17 protein-coding genes are annotated in these 16,764 nt (G+C 61.9%); 8 read left to right on the forward strand and 9 right to left on the reverse strand.

Annotated elements, in window-relative coordinates:
- Positions 1-67 precede the first annotated feature (67 nt).
- Positions 68-1,033 carry an NAD(P)H-dependent flavin oxidoreductase gene (locus BOO69_RS21400; RefSeq protein ID WP_027264325.1) on the reverse strand — a complete coding sequence of 322 codons (966 nt, stop codon included), beginning with the start codon at positions 1,031-1,033 and terminating at the stop codon, positions 68-70.
- A 193-nt stretch (positions 1,034-1,226) separates the two neighbouring features.
- Here BOO69_RS21400 and BOO69_RS21405 point away from each other — a divergent pair, with 193 nt between their 5' ends.
- The 8 genes from BOO69_RS21405 (at position 1,227) to BOO69_RS21440 (ending at position 9,437) form a co-directional block, all read left to right on the forward strand.
- The gene (locus tag BOO69_RS21405) at positions 1,227-2,027 is read left to right on the forward strand and encodes an enoyl-CoA hydratase/isomerase family protein (protein ID WP_036051562.1); all 801 of its coding nucleotides are present in this window, start codon (positions 1,227-1,229) and stop codon (positions 2,025-2,027) included.
- Positions 2,024-3,214, forward strand: coding sequence for a CaiB/BaiF CoA transferase family protein (locus tag BOO69_RS21410; RefSeq protein WP_027264327.1), 1,191 nt, complete (start codon positions 2,024-2,026; stop codon positions 3,212-3,214). The genes BOO69_RS21405 and BOO69_RS21410 overlap by 4 nt, the downstream gene beginning before the upstream one ends.
- Position 3,215: 1 nt before the next feature.
- Positions 3,216-4,391, forward strand: coding sequence for an acyl-CoA dehydrogenase family protein (locus BOO69_RS21415; protein ID WP_027264328.1), 1,176 nt, complete (start codon positions 3,216-3,218; stop codon positions 4,389-4,391).
- Positions 4,392-4,408: 17 nt separating this feature from the next.
- Complete coding sequence (locus BOO69_RS21420; protein WP_027264329.1) at positions 4,409-5,551, forward strand: acyl-CoA dehydrogenase family protein; 1,143 nt, start codon at positions 4,409-4,411, stop codon at positions 5,549-5,551.
- Between the two features lie 28 nt (positions 5,552-5,579).
- Entirely contained in the window at positions 5,580-6,356 is a 777-nt protein-coding gene (locus tag BOO69_RS21425) for an enoyl-CoA hydratase/isomerase family protein (RefSeq protein WP_027264330.1), read from the forward strand.
- A 41-nt stretch (positions 6,357-6,397) separates the two neighbouring features.
- Entirely contained in the window at positions 6,398-6,919 is a 522-nt protein-coding gene (locus tag BOO69_RS21430; protein WP_027264331.1) for a TRAP transporter small permease subunit, read from the forward strand.
- Between the two features lie 10 nt (positions 6,920-6,929).
- Entirely contained in the window at positions 6,930-8,237 is a 1,308-nt protein-coding gene (locus BOO69_RS21435) for a TRAP transporter large permease (RefSeq protein WP_027264332.1), read from the forward strand.
- A 66-nt stretch (positions 8,238-8,303) separates the two neighbouring features.
- Complete coding sequence (locus BOO69_RS21440) at positions 8,304-9,437, forward strand: C4-dicarboxylate TRAP transporter substrate-binding protein (protein ID WP_027264333.1); 1,134 nt, start codon at positions 8,304-8,306, stop codon at positions 9,435-9,437.
- 68 nt (positions 9,438-9,505) lie between these two features.
- Here the strand turns inward: BOO69_RS21440 and BOO69_RS21445 are convergent, their stop codons facing one another.
- From BOO69_RS21445 to BOO69_RS21475, 8 genes are all read right to left on the reverse strand, one after another.
- Positions 9,506-10,651, reverse strand: a complete 1,146-nt coding sequence (locus tag BOO69_RS21445; protein ID WP_027264334.1) for a thiolase — start codon at positions 10,649-10,651, stop codon at positions 9,506-9,508.
- The gene (locus BOO69_RS21450; protein ID WP_027264335.1) at positions 10,648-11,043 is read right to left on the reverse strand and encodes a Zn-ribbon domain-containing OB-fold protein; all 396 of its coding nucleotides are present in this window, start codon (positions 11,041-11,043) and stop codon (positions 10,648-10,650) included. Before BOO69_RS21450 ends, BOO69_RS21445 begins: the two co-directional genes overlap by 4 nt.
- A 1-nt stretch (position 11,044) precedes the next feature.
- Positions 11,045-11,821 carry an SDR family NAD(P)-dependent oxidoreductase gene (locus BOO69_RS21455; RefSeq protein WP_027264336.1) on the reverse strand — a complete coding sequence of 259 codons (777 nt, stop codon included), beginning with the start codon at positions 11,819-11,821 and terminating at the stop codon, positions 11,045-11,047.
- 60 nt (positions 11,822-11,881) lie between these two features.
- The gene (locus tag BOO69_RS21460) at positions 11,882-12,295 is read right to left on the reverse strand and encodes a PaaI family thioesterase (RefSeq protein WP_036051569.1); all 414 of its coding nucleotides are present in this window, start codon (positions 12,293-12,295) and stop codon (positions 11,882-11,884) included.
- Between the two features lies 1 nt (position 12,296).
- On the reverse strand, positions 12,297-12,647 hold the full coding sequence (locus BOO69_RS23495; RefSeq protein WP_237267658.1) for a hypothetical protein: 351 nt from the start codon (positions 12,645-12,647) through the stop codon (positions 12,297-12,299).
- Positions 12,644-14,263: a TRAP transporter permease gene (locus tag BOO69_RS21465; protein ID WP_237267659.1), complete on the reverse strand. Its 1,620-nt coding sequence runs from the start codon at positions 14,261-14,263 to the stop codon at positions 12,644-12,646. Before BOO69_RS21465 ends, BOO69_RS23495 begins: the two co-directional genes overlap by 4 nt.
- Positions 14,264-14,331: 68 nt before the next feature.
- Positions 14,332-15,549 carry a TAXI family TRAP transporter solute-binding subunit gene (locus BOO69_RS21470; protein WP_237267660.1) on the reverse strand — a complete coding sequence of 406 codons (1,218 nt, stop codon included), beginning with the start codon at positions 15,547-15,549 and terminating at the stop codon, positions 14,332-14,334.
- Entirely contained in the window at positions 15,527-16,753 is a 1,227-nt protein-coding gene (locus tag BOO69_RS21475) for an acyl-CoA dehydrogenase family protein (RefSeq protein WP_027264340.1), read from the reverse strand. The genes BOO69_RS21470 and BOO69_RS21475 overlap by 23 nt, the downstream gene beginning before the upstream one ends.
- Positions 16,754-16,764 lie beyond the last annotated feature (11 nt).

A 16,764-nucleotide genomic window follows, 5' to 3' on the forward strand; every position in this document is an offset into this window, starting at 1 on the left:
GGGTCTCGATCATTCGCGACAACCGCAGAAACAGATGGGCGGCCGGGCAACCGGCCGCCCTCTTTCGTCAGGAACAGAGCGCATCTTTGGCGACCTGGTATTCCCGGTCGAGACGGTCGACGTAGTCCGCCGTGGTCATCACCTCTTTCACCGCTCCGATCCCCTGACCGCTGCCCCAGATGTCACGCCAGGCCTTGGGGCGAATGTCGCCGGTGGCCAGATCGAGTTTGTTGCCGATCCCGGCCAGGTTGTCCGGATCGAGACCGACCGCCCGCACCGACGGTTTCAGATAGTTGGCATGCACGCCGCTGAAATAGTCGGTATAGACAATATCATCGGCCCCGCCTTCGACGATCATTTGCTTGTACTCCTCCGACGCGACCGCCTCGGTCATGGCAATGAAGGGGGATCCGATATACCCAAAATCCGCACCCATGGCCTGCGCCGCCAGAATTGAGCGCCCGGTCGCGATGGACCCGGACAGGGCAAGCGGACCATCGAACCATTCCCGGATTTCCTGAACCAGCGCAAAGGGTGACAAGGCCCCGGCGTGGCCGCCAGCGCCGGCGCAGACCGCGATCAGGCCGTCGGCGCCCTTGTCGATCGCTTTCCTGGCGTATTTGTTGTTGATTACATCGTGCAGTACAGTGCCGCCGCACTCATGTGCCGCCTGGTTGACGTCTTCCCGTGCGCCCATTGATGTGATCCAGACAGGCACTTTCCAGCGCGCACATATTTCGACGTCCCGCTCAATCCGATCATTCGATCGATGGACGATCTGGTTGACCGCGAATGGCGCGGCGGGCCGATCGGGATTGGCCTGATTGTGCGCGTCAAGCTCTTCAGTGATGCGCTTGAGCCAGGCTTCAAGCAGCGGCGGTTCACCTTCGGACTCGCGTGCGTTCAGCGCCGGAAAGCTGCCGATGACGCCGGCTTTGCACTGGGCGACGACAAGATCCGGCCCGGACACCAGGAACATGGGCGAGCAGATCACAGGCAGGCGCAAGCGGCCGAGAGGGGTGTCGGAGTACATTGTCTATTTCTTCTTTGCTGTTTCAACAGGGGGTGCCGAGGCCCGTAGCCGTGACGGGCGCGCATGGGAAGGGAAGCCGAAAAAACGTGCCAGCAGACCGCAAGGAAATACACAGAACGGGTGAATTTTACACATGTCTGATTTTCCGCACCGGACTATTGCCCGTCGCTCAATGCCACTCCTATCGTGTTCCATGCTAGCCCATTCCTGGGAGGAGGAAGCGGTGCCATTGCTCTACAGCCGCTCGGAAAGCGTTGGTCGGATGACTTTCGATTTTCCCGAGAAGAAGAATGCCCTTGATCAAGACGCACGCAAAGAGATGGAACGCATCGTCACCCAGGTGCGCGACGATGACCGCGTGCGCGCGCTGTTGATCACGGGTGCCGGGGGCGCGTTTTGCGCCGGAGGCGATATCAGCACCTTCGCCGGTTCTTCGCCTGTGGCCATGCGGGACCGCATGAAACAACAGCACCGCGTAACCCGGATGCTATATGATCTTGAAAAGCCGGTCGTCGCGGCGGTTGCCGGGCCGGCCTTTGGCGTGGGGTTCAACATTGCGCTTCTGGCTGACGTGATCCTGGCCGCGCCCTCGGCCCGCTTTTGCCAGGCCTATGCGCGCGTGGCGATCGTGCCCGACGGTGGCGGGCTTTACTTGCTGGCGCGGACGGTCGGGACGCAGCGGGCGAAGGCGATGTTCCTGACGGCCCAGGTGATCGATGCCCAAGAGGCGCACGACCTTGGGATCGTCCACGCAATCCACGAAGAAGACGCGCTCGACGCAGAGGCCGATGCGCTGGCCGTGCGTCTGGCCGAAGGGCCGACCCGAGCCTTTGGGCTGGGCAAGTCGATGCTGAACCGTGGCATGGATTGCGATTTCGCGACCTATCTCGAGATCGAGGCAACCGCCGAAGCCCATATCATGCAGACCGCAGATCACCGCGAGGCGGTCGCCTCTTTCAAGGAAAAGCGCCCGCCGGGCTTTGTCGGATCATGAACGCGGCGCCCGATTGTGGCCCGCTGGCCGGTCTTCGGGTGATCGACCTCGGGCAGGTCTACCTTGGGCCCTATTGCGGTCTGATGTTCGCGCTCATGGGGGCCGAGGTCATCAAGGTCGAGCCGCCCGGCGGCGACAGTATCCGCGGCATCGCGGGCGGGCGCGAGAACCCCGCAGCGATGATGCTCAATTCCAGCAAACAGAGCGTGACGCTTGATCTGGGGTCCGAGGGCGGGCGCAGCGCCCTGCTGGCGCTGGCAGATTCGGCCGATGTTCTAATCGAGAATTTCCGTCCCGGTACGATGGAGAAACTGGGGCTGGGGTGGGAAACACTCTGTGCCCGCAATCCGCGCCTGGTCATGGGGTCAGGAAAGGGTTACGCGGCCGATTCCGTCTATCGCGATGCGCCGGCGATGGATTTTCCTATTCAGGCCCTGACCGGGCTGATGTCGGTGACCGGGTTTCCCGATGGTCCGCCGGTGAAATGCGGCGCAGCGATCACCGATTTTCTGGGCGGTATCCACCTTTTTGGTGGCATTATGGCGGCGTTGCATGCGCGCGGCGCGACAGGGCGCGGGGACTTTGTCCAGATCGCGATGCAGGACGTCACGCACCACGCGCTGGCGTCGAATATCGCAAGCTATCTGCTGGCGCCTGACGGGTTCGCCGACCGGGCCGGCAACAGTCAGGCCGTGCTCAAGGTCGCACCCTACGACCTGTTTCCGGCGCGCGACGGGCAGGTGGCCATCATGTGCCTGAATGATCGCCACTGGCAGCAGCTGACCCGGGCCATGGGTCGCCCTGATCTGGCCGAAGATCCCGAACTGGCCGCGGGACCCGCGCGCTGCGCGCGGCGTGCCCAAGTCGATGGCTGGGTGACGGCGTGGACCTCAAGTCAGACCCGCGCCGAGATTTTCGCGGCCCTGAGCAGCGCACATGTGCCGGGCGCCCCGGTGCGCACGCTCGCTGAGGTGGTGTCGGACGATGACATGCGCGCCCGCGGCATGATCCATGACCTTCCGCATCCAGACCTGGGCACGGTCCCTGTTCCAGGGCTGCCGATGCGTTTCGCGGCTCACCCACAGGTCGCCCCTATCCCCGCACCAACCGTAGGCGCCGATACGGCGCGCATCCTGGCCGCGCTGGAACAGGACCTGCCCTCTGCTCAATCAAAGGACACCTACTGACATGTTCAAGCTCGATCCGGAATTGGAGGATTTTCGCAACGAGGCACGCAAGCTGGCTGAGCGCGAGTTTGCTCCCAGGGCCGCCCATTGGGACGAAGCCGAAGAGTTTCCAGCCGCGAACCGCGACAAGCTGGCCGAACTTGGCTATCTGGGAATGTTCATCCCTGAAGAATACGGCGGCTCCGGCGCGCCAGTGATCCAGGGCACGGTGTTTCTGGAAGAAATGGCGCGGGTCTGTTTCAACACGGCGCTGGTCTCGCAACTCTACCTGAACGGCCCATCCCGGGCAATCAGCGTTCTGGGCAGCGACGAGCAGAAAAAGCGGTTCCTGCCAGACATGGCGGCCGGCAAGAAATTCATCGCAATCGCCATCAGCGAGCCAGAGGCGGGGTCGGCGGTGACAGACCTGCGCACCACGGCCACAAGGGACGGCGACGGATGGGTGCTGAATGGCAACAAATGCTGGTCCACGGGCGCCCATGTGGCCGATTATGCGCTGGTCTTCTGCCGTTTCGGCAAGGCCAGCGGGGCGAAGGGGATTGGTGCCTTTGTCGTCGATCTGAAGAAGCCGGGCGCGCGGATCGGCCACATATCGCTGAAGATGGGTGGCCGGGGGCTGACCGAGGCCGAGATTATCCTTGAAAACTACAAGGCCGGTCCCGAGGATGTGCTGGTCGAAGGGGACCCGGAAAGCTCGCGCTCCTTCGCGCTGTTGATGAGCAGTTTCGGACCCGAGCGGGTGGGCAACGCAGCGATGTGCGTGGGGCTGGCGCAGGGCGCTTTCGATGCTGCAAAGTCGTATTCCGAGATTCGCCATCAGTTCGGGCGCCCGATCAAGGAATTCCAGGGCCTGCAATGGAAAATCGCCGACATGGCCACACAGATCCATGCTGCGCGTCTGATGGTCTATCGGGCCGCGACCAACCCCGCGCCGAACGGCTTTCCCGATCCGATGGATGCGACCATGGCCAAGCTTTACGCCAACGAAATGGCGCAGAGGGTCACGAACGAAGCGCTGCAGATCCACGGTCACAATGGTTACACGCGCGAATACCCGCTGGAACGTATGGTGCGTGACGCGCGCGGCTTCGCGCTTGGCGGTGGCACCGTCGAAATCCTGCGCAATACGATCGCCGCCATGGTCTACGGCCACAGCTTCGACCAGCGGCGGGGGTAGGGCGGATGCATCCCTCGTTGCTAACGACAGAACAGGTCGCTCTCAAGGATGCCGCGCGCAAACTGGCGCTCGGGGAATTCCGGGACCGCGCCGCACGCTGGGACCGCGACGGCATCTACCCCGAGGAAAACCACCATCGCCTGGGCGCGCTTGGCTATCTGGGCATGACCATTCCCGAAGAATACGGCGGTGGCGGTACGCCGCTGGTGGATTGCTATCTCGTGATCGAAGAACTGGCCAAGGTGGATTTCAATACCGCGCTGATCGTTCACGATCAGAACGTCTCGCCCCGGATCATCGCCACCTGCGGCAGCGAGGCGTTGAAGCAGGCTTTCCTGCCCCGCTTCGCCGCGGGCGAGATCGAATGCGCGATCTCCTGGTCCGAGCCCGAGGCCGGGTCGGACGCCACCGCGGTGACGACATCGCTGCGCCCGGACGGGGACGGGTTTGTGCTGAACGGCGGCAAGATCTTTACCACTTTCGGCGACAGGGCCGATTACCTTCTGGTCTATGCTCGGTTCTGCGAAAGCAAAGGCGCGCGAGGCATCGGAACCGTTTTGGTGCACCGCAAAAGCCCCGGCGTTTCGGTCCATATTCTTGAACAGAAGATGGGCGCGCGCGGCTGCAACGAATGCGAGATCCATTTCGACGATGTGCGGGTGCCGTCCGAAAACGTCGTGACCGAAGGGCTGGCCGGCAACTCCAGCGGCTTTGTCCGCCCGCTGGGTGTCTATAACGCCACGCGCGTCGGCATGGGGATACTGGCGCTTGGTGTCGCCGAGGGGGCGTTCGACCTTGCACGCGACTACATGAAGACCCGCCGGCAATTCGGCAAGGCGCTGTCCGAGATGCAGGGGCTGCAATGGATGATGTCGGACATGAAGGTGCAGATCGAGGCCGCGCGGTCGTTGTGTTATACGGCGCTGTCGCTGATCGACCGCGGCCAGCCCGATCCAACATTGTCTTCGATCGCCAAGGTTCAGGCCACCGAAATGGCACAGCGCGTCACCCATGACGCCATGCAGATGTTCGGTGGCTACGGCTATTTCGGTTCGCTTCCGTTGGAGCGGATGGTGAGGGATGTGCGGATGCTGACGATCACCGGGGGAACGACCCAGATACATAAGAACGGGATTGCTCGGGCGCTGTTCACTGACTGACGAATCTTCGCCAAAGGGAGGGGTGGTCATGACAAGCGATATCACTGTGGAACACTCAGAAGGTCTGGCCGTCGTGTCGTTGAACCGGCCCGACAAGCTGAATGCGCTGACCCTCGACATGCGCGTCGAACTCCTGGACGCGTTTCGCGATATCCAAACTGACCCGCGGATTCGCGCCGTATTACTGCGGGCCGAGGGCCGCGCTTTTTGTGCGGGTGCGGATATTTCGACCATGGGCAAGGACGATGTCTGGGGTGATCGGGCGCGCTTGTACAGGGCGCACCAGATGATCCTTTCCATATTCAATTGCGAGAAGCCTGTGGTTGCCGCGGTGCGCGGTCCGGCGGTCGGGATCGGTCTGAGCATGGCGCTCGCCTGCGACGTTATCCTGCTCTCCGAGACGGCAAGATTCGGTCAGGTTTTTCGCAAGATCGGGCTGGCCCCCGATGGCGGCGCGGCGTTTTTCCTTCAGAATCTGATCGGTCGGCAACGTGCGACGGACCTTGCCTTCTCAGCGCGGATGGTGCCGGCGGATGAAGCCCTGAGCCTGGGATTGGCAAGCCAGGTTCATCCCGATGATGCCCTCGACCGGGCGGCCCTGGACTATGCGACAGACCTGGCCGCGGGGCCAACCTTTGCCCTGGCCGGTACCAAGCGGCTGATGCGCGCCGCGATGCAACCGTCTCTGGAGAGCTTTCTTGAAACAGAAGCCATCATTCAGGGGCAAATCATCAAGAGCGCGGATCACGCCGAAGGCATCGACGCCTTTCTGAGCAAGAGAAAACCGGTTTTCCGTGGCGTATGACCAAGCGGATTGGCCCTTTTTACGACAGGGAAGAGATAGTGATGGAAACAGTCATTGCACGACTTGGCAGGGTGTCGCGGATTATCACCTATATTGCGACTGCCCTGGCGGCCCTGATGATGGTCCACGTCACGCTCGATGTCATCCTGAGCCAGTTCATCGCCGAGCCCCTGCCGGGCACGGTGGATTACGTGTCGTATTATTACATGGTCGGGCTGGTCTTTCTGCCGCTTCCCTTCGTCGAATACACCAACGAGCACATCAAGGTCGACCTGATCCACGATCTGCTCCCGACGGGGGCGAGGACCGCTCTCGACATGCTGGCTCTGGCGCTGTCTGCGGTGTTCTACGGGCTGCTCACCTGGCAGACCTGGATCGATGCCGTCGAAAAATACCTCATCGGCGAGCAATCCATGGGCATGGCGGCGGTGACCGTCTGGCCCGGTCGCTTCTGTCTGCCTCTTGGTGCGGGGCTGATGGTTCTGCTCTTGCTGGCCAAGCTGATCCAGAGGCCTTTCACCGACGCTGGCATGGCCGGCCCCAATCACGACATGTACGAATAGGAGTGGAACGGTGAGCTTTTTCCAGATCGGCCTTTGCGGCATCGTTTCTGTCATCCTGCTGGTCTTGCTGCGCGTTCCGATCGCGGTCGCGCTGGGTATCGTGTCCTTCTTCGGGTTCTGGGCGATGCTGGGAAGCGGCGCGGCTTTCGGCCTGCTGACGGCGGTGCCCTATGATTTTGCCGCGCACTGGACCCTCAGTTCGATCCCGATGTTCCTGTTGATGGGATACGTCTGTTACCAGACCGACATCACGCGCGGGATCTTCAAGGCCGCCCGGGTCTGGCTGTCATTCCTGCCGGGCGGGCTGGCGGTCGCCAGCGTGGGCGGCGCGGCGCTGTTTTCGGCGGCGGCCGGCTCCAGCCTGGCCTGCGCCGCGGCAATGGGCCGGATCGCGGTGCCGGAAATGCTGAAGCGCGACTACGATCCCGGGCTGAGTACCGCCGTGGTTGCCGCAGCCGGCACCATGGGGTCGCTCATCCCGCCGAGCATCCTTCTGATCATCTACGGTATTTTTGCCGAGGTCGCGATCAGCAAGCTGTTTCTGGCCGCGATCGTGCCGGGCGTACTGACGATGCTGGGGTACTGGGCCGTGATCATCGTTCGTGTGTGGATCAATCCCGCGCTCGCGCCGTCGCTCGACGAAAGCGCGACATGGTCCGAACGGCTGGAGGCCCTGAGCGAGACATGGCCCGTGATCTTGCTGGTGGTGGGCGTTTTCGGCGGTCTGTTCACCGGGATATTCACACCCACGCAGGCCGGGGCTGTCGGGGCGGCGTTGTCCTTCGTGATTGCGGCGGCGCGCGGCACCCTGAACTGGAAAGTTTCCAGGATCGCGCTGATGGACACTGCAAAAATGACTGCGGCGATCTTCATCATCGCGGTCGGTGCCAACCTGTTTTCGAGGTTTCTGGCGATCAGCGGTATCCCCGAAGCGATGACCGACCTGGTGATTGATATGGGGGCCAGCTATGTGATGCTGGTTTTCGGCACGGCCGTGATCTTTTGTCTGCTGGGCATGATCCTCGATCCGCTGGGCATCCTGCTGCTGACGCTGCCGATCCTTCTGCCGATCTACGAGGCGAACCATATCAGCCTGATCTGGCTGGGCGTGCTTGCAACCAAGCTGGTCGAGATGGCTCTGATCACCCCACCGGTGGGGCTGAACGTGTTCGTGATCAAGGGCATCGTCGGTGATGCGGTCCCGATTTCACTGATTTTCAAGGGTGTTTTGTGGTTTTTGGCTGCGGATGTGGTGGTCCTGATCATCATGGTCGCCTTTCCCGAACTGATCATGTTCCTGCCAGAGCTCGGCAACTGATTTGGCCATCCCGGCCGTGACGAACCCCGCGCAATAGCGGGGTCTTGAAAAAGAGGAGGAGACCACATGAAACTGACCAATGCGTTTGCCGCGCTGGCGGCGACGACCGTTCTAGCGGCGACACCGGCCCTGGCCGAAAAGCGGGTGACTATATCCAACTGGACGTCACCCAATCACGCGACATCGCGTGGCCATGCCGCCTTTGCCGAAATGACCGAATCTGAATTTCCGGATGCCTTCGACTTCAAGCTGTTTGCCGGCGGCGCCTTGCTTGGCCCCAAGCCAACACTGTCCGGCCTGCGCGACGGCGTCGCCGATGTAGGTCTGCTGGCGTTGACCTATTTCAGGTCGGAAATGCCCTATGCGCAGCTCGTCGCCGATCTCGCTCTTTTGGGCGAGGACCACTATGCCATGGCCGGCGCGACCAGCGAATTCGTGATGCTGCACTGCCAGCCGTGCAAGGACGAGTTCGCAAAGAACGGCATGGTGGCGCTGAGCGGGATCAGCACTGCGCCTTATGTATTGCTGACCACCAAGCCGATCGTCGAAATCAGCGATATGCAAGGGGTCAAGCTGCGCACGGGCGGGTCGGTCTGGGACCGCTGGGCGACACGCCTTGGGGCAGAGCCGGTAAACGTGCCGTCGAGCGAGATGTACGACACGATGAGCCACGGTGTCGTCACCGCTGCGGTGCAGCCGGTCGGTGCGCTCAAGGGGCACAGTCTGATCGAGGTTGCCAAGCACCTGACGGAGTTGCCGTTGGGCACCTATCATTCCGGTTCGATCTTTGCCGCCGGCCCGAAATTCTGGATCTCACTTTCGCCGGAGCAACGCGAGCAATTCGTCAAGAACATACCCGAGGCCGTGGCGCAGACCGAGGTGTACTACGAAACCGACGATCTCGACGTGCTGAAAGAGGCGGGTGGGCTTGGCCTGCAGGTACACCAGCCGTCGCCTGAGTTTCTTCAGGATCTCATTGATTTCCGCACCGCCGATCTTGAAGAGATCGCCCGCATCTCGCGCGAGGAACGCGGCATCGAAGATCCGGAACCGCTGATCGCAACCTATCGCGAGCTGATCGAGAAATGGCACGGTCTGGTTGAGCCGCTGCAACCGATCCGGGACAATCATCAGCCTTATGCAGACCTTCTGCGTCAGGAGATTTATTCCAAGATCGACTTCGCAACCTACCCGAACTGAGCCGTTTCAGGCCTGAATACACAGCGGCCCTTCGCAAGAAGGGCCGCTTCATTGCTTCCTTCGTCTGTTCAGAGGGTGGCTTCGGTGCCCAGGATATTCGTCACCTGGCTGGACAGGACACCGCCGTTGCCGTGGGCCAGGGCCAGTTCGGCACTGCCGATCTGGCGATCGCCAGCATCGCCGCGCAGTTGCCGCACCGCCTCGACCAGCGTGAAGATGCCGTACATCCCGGGATGCACGCATGACAGGCCGCCACCATTGGTATTGACCGGCAGGTGGCCGCCAGGCGCGATGCCGCCGTTCGCCACAAACGCACCGCCTTCGCCTTTCTTGCAAAAGCCCAGATCTTCTAGAAAAAGGATCACATTGATGGTGAACGCGTCGTAGAGCTGGACCACGTCGATGTCCGCGGGTTTGACACCCGCCATGTCCATGGCCGTTCGCCCTGATTGCGCAGCGCCGGTCACGGTCAGGTCCGCCATTTCGGAGATGTCGCGGTGCGTCGTGCCCTCGCCGCCGCCCAGCAAATACACCGGAGGTCTGGGGTGATCCTTGGCCGTCTCGGCCCGGCGCATCACAATCGCGCCACCGCCATCGGTCACAAGGCAGCAGTCGCGCACCCGCAGAGGGTCGGAAACCGGCCGCGAGGCGATGACATCCTCGCGCGTCAGAGGATCGCGCATGAAAGCGTCGGGGTTCTTTTGGGCCCAGGCCCGGGCCGCCACCGCCACGTCGGCCAGCTGTTCGCGCGTTGTGCCGAATTGCGTCATGTGACGGTCTGTGGCCAGCGCATAGGACGACAGCGGGAACAACGGTCGGTAGGGGGCCTCGTAGGTCGGCAGGCCAAGCGCAGTCATCAGCTTGCCCGAGGCGGTGCGCTGGTTCGATCCGTAGCAGATCAACACGGTATCAGCGAGCCGCAATTCGAGCAGCATCGCGGCCCAGAGCGTGTGCGACAGGAACGACGAGCCGCCCATGCGGTTGTTCATCGTGAACCTGGGGTTCAAGCCCAATTCCTGCGCCAGTGTAAGACCCGACAGCATATCCAGCGGCTGGCAGGTGGCAACGGCATCGACCTCGCCAAGTGCGATCCCCGCATCGGCAAGCGCGCCGTGCACCCCCTCGATTGTGATCTCCATCGAGCTTTTGCCATGGGCCTCGCCGCAGCCTGCCAGCGCTGCACCGACGATGGCGGCTTTTCCCCGTAAACTCAATTTGCTTCTCCTTCTGGCCGGAAAACCACGGCGGGGTCACCTTCGGCGCCTTCGCCGATCGACGCGGTTACTTTCAGCCCGGCGACAATCTGGTCATGCGCGATACCGTCGATGCGCGACATCATTCGTACCCCTTCCTCCAGGTCCACCAGAACCACGTTGTAATCGCCGCCTCGTTCCGGTTTTCGGCGCACGACCGTTCGCGCATAGACGGTGCCCCTCCCGGTTGGCGCGAACCATCCCAGATCCGCGCTGCCGCAGGCCGGACAGATCACGCGCGGATGGAATACATGGGTGCCGCAGCCGCCACATTTCTGAATCTCGAAGACGCCCTCGGCCAGCTTCGCGGCGAAGACGGCGTCCGGCCCTGGGCCTTGTCCAATGCCGGCCATCTCAGAACCCGATGTGGAAGCCACCGTTCACGCTCAGGTGCTGGCCGGTGATATAGGATGCCGCGTTGGACAACAGGAAACAGACGGGCTGCGCGACTTCTTCAGGGGTGCTCATCCGTCCCATCGGAATCTGCGCCATATACCTGTCGGCGAATTTTTCAGAGCGGATGGTCTCAGTCATTGGTGTCTCGACCATTCCGAAACAGACTGAATTGACGTTGATGCGGTAACGGCCCCATTCACGCGCGGCGCTCATTGTCAGGCCCAGAACCCCGGATTTTGCCGCGCCATAATTGATCTGACCGATGGTGCCGCGACGCCCGGCATCGGATGAGATATTCACGATGGCACGGCGCGCGGCGCTTTCGGGGTCTTTTTCGACCCGGTCCTTGTAATAGGTCCCCACGGCCTGAAGGCAGGCGAAGACACCGGTGAGGTTCACGTCGATGACCTGTTGCCAGGTGGCCCGGTCCATCTTGTGGATCATCGCGGCGCGCACGATCCCGGCGTTGTTCACAAGCCCGTTGATGTCGCCGAATTCGTCGAAGGCGAATTTCACGAGCTTCCCGGGAAAGTCCGGGTCGGCCACATTCCCCACGATGGCGCGGGCATTGCCACCGATCTGTTCGGCGGTTTCCTTGACGCCGTCCTCGTTCAGATCGTTCACCACGACCTTGGCGCCCAGCTCTGCCGACAGCGCCGCCACACCGCGGCCGATACCCTGTCCGGCGCCTGTGACGATAACCACTTGATTGTCCAATGCCATCGGGTTGATCATTTCTGTCTCCTTTTGTCCTTCGTTTGTTTGGTCTCGCTCACCATCGGTTCACTCAGGTGGTCACGACGGTGGTGCGAGCCGCTTGATCACGGCATCGCCATGGGCCAGATGGTGCCCGTCCTGATTGAAGATCTCGCCCTGTACAAAAACCAGTTTGCGTCCGCCCCCGACAATGCGCGCGCGGGCCGTCAGCGTGTCTCCTTCGGTCGCCGGGGCGACGAAACTGGTGGTAAGCGAAAGCGTAAGGCAGCGATGACCTGGGCGGCCATCCCCCGCGTAGGCCGCGCAAAAGGTGACCGCGTTGTCCAGCATGGTCGCGTAGACACCGCCATGCACCGAAAAAGCGCCGTTCAGGTGATCGCGTCCGATGGCCAACCGCAGCTCGGCTTTGCCATCGGACCACGAGACGAAGCGCACGCCGAGCAATGCGTTGAACGGGGCGGGGATGTCCGGTCTGCCGTCTTGTGCGCTCATATTACGCTGTCTCCTGCTTGGCCGAGACCATCACCAAAGCGACAGCCACTGCCGCCATAGCGGCACCTGCGCCCACCGCGCCGAGGATCGGAACCGCCAGACCCGCGTTCGAGGGAAAGGCGAAGGCCAGACCGGCAATACCAAGAAGGACGCGGGCGATTGTTCCTGGCAGTCCGGTTTCGATCCGCCCGACGCCAAACAGATACCCCTGAATACCGGCGCAGATCAGCAGAATGCCGAGACCGGCGCGCAGAACCGTAAGCAGGCTTTCGAGTGGACCGGCTTGCAGGATGAACGCCGGATCAAGGACGAAGAAGAAGGGAATTATATAGACGATGCTTCCAAGCTTCATCGCTTCGAAGGCCGTCGCAAAGGGTTTGGCCTGGGCGATGGCCGCCGCGGCGAAAGCCGCGAGCGCGACGGGGGGGTGATATAGCTCAGCATGCTCCAGTAAAGGATAAATAAATGGACGCCGATCGGATCGAGCCCGCCGGCGACCAGGGCGGGTGCCAGCGACACCGCCAGAATCACATAGGCGGCGGTCACGGTCATGCCCATTCCAAGAATGAAACTGGTCAAAGCCCCCAGCAGCAGAAGCAGAAAGATGTTGCCGCCCGCGATGAACAGCAGATCGTTCGAGATCGTCCCGGACATCCCGGTCACCGCCAGTCCGCCGACGATCAGCCCGACCGCCGCAAGAATGGCAACAAGTTCGACGAACAACTGTCCCGTGGCGATCAGAAAATTCATCAGCTCCTTTCGCCCCCAGCGTGATTTTGAGAGCAGCTGGTTCAGGACAAGAAGCAGCGCGGTCGCATAGAATGGAGCGATCGCCTCGCGCTTGAGGTAGAGCAACATCCAGATCAGCAGCCCGAAGACGGCGAGAAAGTACCAGCCTTCGCGCAGCACCTTGCCGATCCTGGGAAGGTCGGCGCGCGGAACGCCTTTCAGTCCGTTGCGCGCCGAGTATGCGTCGATTTGTGCGAACAGGCCGAAAAAGTAGAACAGCGAAGGAAGCACCGCCGCCACAACGATGTTGGTGTAGTCGGTCGCCAGGAATGTCGCCATGACAAAGGCCGTGGCGCCCATGATAGGGGGCATCAGCACCGCCCCCGTCGACGCCGCCGCTTCGATCCCCGCCGCATAAGTGGGCCTGAACCCCACCTTTTTCATCGCTGGAATGGTAATTGATCCGGTCGTCAGCACATTGGTGATCACGCTGCCGCTCATCGAACCGGTCAGCCCGCTGGTCAGAACTCCTACCTTGGCCGGCCCGCCCCGGACATTTCCGAGCGCGGCAAAGGCGATGTCGATAAAAAACGGACCTGCGCCGGTATGTTGCATCGCAACGCCGAAGATCATGAACCCCACGACAAGATTGACAAAGCTGCGCATCGGTATGCCCAGCACACTTTCGCCGCTCATCGCGTGGAAGATCGCCGTTTCGACGGGCGAGCGCTGGAAGCCCTGGATCGGGCCGGGCGCATAGTTGGCGATCATGGGGTAGATGGAAAATACCAGGATTACCGCGAACAGCGTCCAGCCGCCGGTGCGGCGCGCGGCCACGAGCAGCAGGAACCAGAAGGCGAAGCTGGCGATCACGGCATTAAGAGGAGCGGCGAAATCCCACCCTTTGTTCACCACGCTGCGCCCGTAGTAGGCAAAGAAGGCGCAGGTGATCAGGGCCAGCAGGGCCAGAAAGTAATCCCACCATCGCGTCGATCCGTAAGGATCTGACTTTGAACAGGGAAAGACAAGGAACACCAGTGGCAGCGTCAGCAGAAGCATCACGTAGAGGTAGTGAATTTCAAGCAACCGGACGTTCATGAAGAAGCCCAGATTGAACAGATGGTTGACCGACGCCGCGGTCAAAAGCAGCGCCGAGACGACGAGCGACCAGCGAACAAACGCGGGCAGGGTGCCCATACCGGTCGGTTGCGCCGGCGCTTCCTGTGTTTCCTGTGCCATGCCCGTATTCCAGTTTTGTGCTGCGTTGCTTTGTGCAAGGCGCCTGTGGGGCGCCGCGCTGTGTCGCATCAGCGGAAAAAGACTTCGTGGCCGGCCGCTTCCAGTGCGTCGGCACGGGCTTTCATCCATGCAGCGGCAAATTCTTCTTCACCCTCTGGAGCGTCCCCGACAAATGTGCCCCAGGCCCGCAAGAGCACCTCTTGCCGTTCCACCAATTTGTCCTGGTTTGCCTGGGCTTCCGGTGTCCACAGACCCTTTTCCTTGAAGTAGGCAACGCTGCCATCGCTCCATGGCATCACCCAAGACAGGATCTGGCGATCAATCGCATACGCATTGGCACCGGGGGCGGCATCCTTGTAATCGTCGAACCCTGCGTCAAGCGCGGCTACGATGTTGCGCACCTCGGTGGAATCCTGATCGGAGTTAGTGACCAGGATCGGATAGGGGTACTGCGCCATGGGCAGTGGGGAGGCAGGGTCGATGCCCGGCCCCACAGACACCATATGCGGTGTCACGAAGGGCGTTACGCTGGTGTAGCGTTCCCATGCTTCTGTCTGGTCCGCGGGTGTTTCAAGCCATTTCAGGCCGCGCGGGCTTGACTCGATCTGGTAGTTTACGGTGGTCGTCGTCAGTGCAAAGGCGGCATCCACACGGTCTTCGAGAATGCCCTGGAGCGTGTTCACATAGCCCGAGAATTCCACTGCCTCCACGTCGTCCCATGTCAGGTCCGCAAAGGCCAGCAGCCCCTCCATGTTGACATCGATCGCCGGCGAACTGACGGCGCGACCGACCCGTTTGCCCTTGAGGTCCGTAATCGTCTCGATGCCGGCATCGGCCGCGACGGCGACACCCAGACCGTAGTCGCCGACAGCCTGAAGCACCGCGCGGATCGGCTGCGGGCCCCATTCAGGCGCAGCAAAAAGGAAAACCCCTTCGGCAGCGAAATAGGAGGCGATGCCGCACAGGCAATAATCGACCGTCCCGTTTTTGAGCGGCGTCATCCGCGAGACGTCGTTTCGCCCCGGAAGCACGCGGACCGTCGATCCGTATTTGCTGCGCATCATGTTGCCGATGGCTATGGAATGCGCATGACCGGCCGATCCCGTGTCATAGGCCGACCAAGCGATCACGTCAGGCAGATCGATGTCTTGCGCGCCAGCCGAGGTGGCCATTGCCAGGCATGCGGCAGCGATCCCGGTTATCTTGAACTTCATGATATTCTCCTCCTTGTTGGTCGTTGGTCCCGGGTGGCGCCCATTCAGATCAAAGCTCTGAAAACGCGACATCCTTGTCGACGCGTATTTCAGGCGGCAGCCCGAGAATGCGTTCGCCAATGATCGTGCGCTGGATCTCGTCCGATCCCCCCGCGATCCGGTTGCCCGGCGCGGTCAGGTATTCGTTTCGCCAGCGCGCCACGTCATCCCCGACCTTGGCTGATATGCCCGCCGAAGTTCCCGCCAGATCCATCCCGAAAGCGCCCATTTCCTGCCGCAGCTTGCCCAGCAACAGCTTGCCGATCGAGCCCTCTTCACCCGGTGCCTGGCCGCGCGAAAGCGACGTCATGACCCGGTAAGAGGTGAATTCCAGTCCGCGTTGACGCGCGATGAAATCGGCAATGCGCGCGCGCACCTCGTCGTCCTCGATGGCCGGGCGACCGTTCCGTTCGACACGGGTAGCCAGATCAATCAATTCCTCGGCCCGCGCACCGCCACTGGCCCGGCCGACGGAAATACTGAACCGTTCGTTCATGAGTGTGGTCAGCGCCACTTTCCACCCTTCGGATACACCGCCCAAGCGGGCGCTGTCTGGCACGCGCAGGTTGTCGATGAACACTTCGTTGAAACTGGAGCTGCCCGAAATCTGGCGAATAGGACGGGTTTCGATGGCCGGGTCGGACATGTCCACAAGGAACATGGTCATTCCCTTGTGCTTGGGCACCTGTGGATCGGTGCGCGCCAGCAGGATGCCGTGAGTGGAATAATGCGCCCCCGAGGTCCAAACCTTCTGACCGGAGATCACCCATTCGTCGTCTTCGCGGCGTGCACGGGTGCGGATACCGGCCAAATCGGACCCGGCGGCGGGTTCGGAAAAAAGTTGGCACCAGATGTCTTCGCCCGTGAGAGCCCGGGGCAGGAATCTTGTTTTCTGGTCTTCGGTGCCGTGGATCATGACCGTAGGCCCGACCAGCCCGATCCCGATCAGAAAGACGTTGGGCGGGACGGCGTAGCGCCCTTCCTCTTGATTCCAGATCACTTGCTCGATCGGAGTGGCGTCACGCCCACCGAAAGCACGGGGCCATGTCAGCCCCGCCCAGCCTGCGTCGGCCTTTCGTGCCTGCCAGTCGCGCGCACGGGCAACTTCGTCGGCGTCGCGGGCCATGAAATGGTCCTGGGCCTTTTCGCTTCCATTGCGGCGGGTCGCGGTGGCATCAAGCCAGTCGCGCGCCTTGGCGCGGAACGCGGCTTCTTCCGGGCTGTCGCTGAAATCCATCTGCACTTTGT

It is taken from the genome of Sulfitobacter alexandrii (assembly GCF_001886735.1).
GTDB classification, from domain to species: domain Bacteria; phylum Pseudomonadota; class Alphaproteobacteria; order Rhodobacterales; family Rhodobacteraceae; genus Sulfitobacter; species Sulfitobacter alexandrii.

Excerpts from the sequence above, each read along its gene's own strand:
- BOO69_RS23495 (WP_237267658.1), bottom strand. The coding sequence starts at position 12,647 with ATGAAGCTTGGAAGCATCGTCTATATAATTCCCTTCTTCTTCGTCCTT.
- BOO69_RS21415 (WP_027264328.1), top strand. The coding sequence starts at position 3,216 with ATGTTCAAGCTCGATCCGGAATTGGAGGATTTTCGCAACGAGGCACGC.
- BOO69_RS21430 (WP_027264331.1), top strand. The coding sequence starts at position 6,398 with ATGGAAACAGTCATTGCACGACTTGGCAGGGTGTCGCGGATTATCACC.
- BOO69_RS21470 (WP_237267660.1), bottom strand. The coding sequence starts at position 15,549 with ATGTCGCGTTTTCAGAGCTTTGATCTGAATGGGCGCCACCCGGGACCA.
- BOO69_RS21440 (WP_027264333.1), top strand. The coding sequence starts at position 8,304 with ATGAAACTGACCAATGCGTTTGCCGCGCTGGCGGCGACGACCGTTCTA.
- BOO69_RS21405 (WP_036051562.1), top strand. The coding sequence starts at position 1,227 with ATGCTAGCCCATTCCTGGGAGGAGGAAGCGGTGCCATTGCTCTACAGC.
- BOO69_RS21410 (WP_027264327.1), top strand. The coding sequence starts at position 2,024 with ATGAACGCGGCGCCCGATTGTGGCCCGCTGGCCGGTCTTCGGGTGATC.
- BOO69_RS21425 (WP_027264330.1), top strand. The coding sequence starts at position 5,580 with ATGACAAGCGATATCACTGTGGAACACTCAGAAGGTCTGGCCGTCGTG.
- BOO69_RS21465 (WP_237267659.1), bottom strand. The coding sequence starts at position 14,263 with ATGGCACAGGAAACACAGGAAGCGCCGGCGCAACCGACCGGTATGGGC.
- BOO69_RS21460 (WP_036051569.1), bottom strand. The coding sequence starts at position 12,295 with ATGAGCGCACAAGACGGCAGACCGGACATCCCCGCCCCGTTCAACGCA.
- BOO69_RS21455 (WP_027264336.1), bottom strand. The coding sequence starts at position 11,821 with ATGATCAACCCGATGGCATTGGACAATCAAGTGGTTATCGTCACAGGC.
- BOO69_RS21475 (WP_027264340.1), bottom strand. The coding sequence starts at position 16,753 with ATGGATTTCAGCGACAGCCCGGAAGAAGCCGCGTTCCGCGCCAAGGCG.
- BOO69_RS21400 (WP_027264325.1), bottom strand. The coding sequence starts at position 1,033 with ATGTACTCCGACACCCCTCTCGGCCGCTTGCGCCTGCCTGTGATCTGC.
- BOO69_RS21450 (WP_027264335.1), bottom strand. The coding sequence starts at position 11,043 with ATGGCCGGCATTGGACAAGGCCCAGGGCCGGACGCCGTCTTCGCCGCG.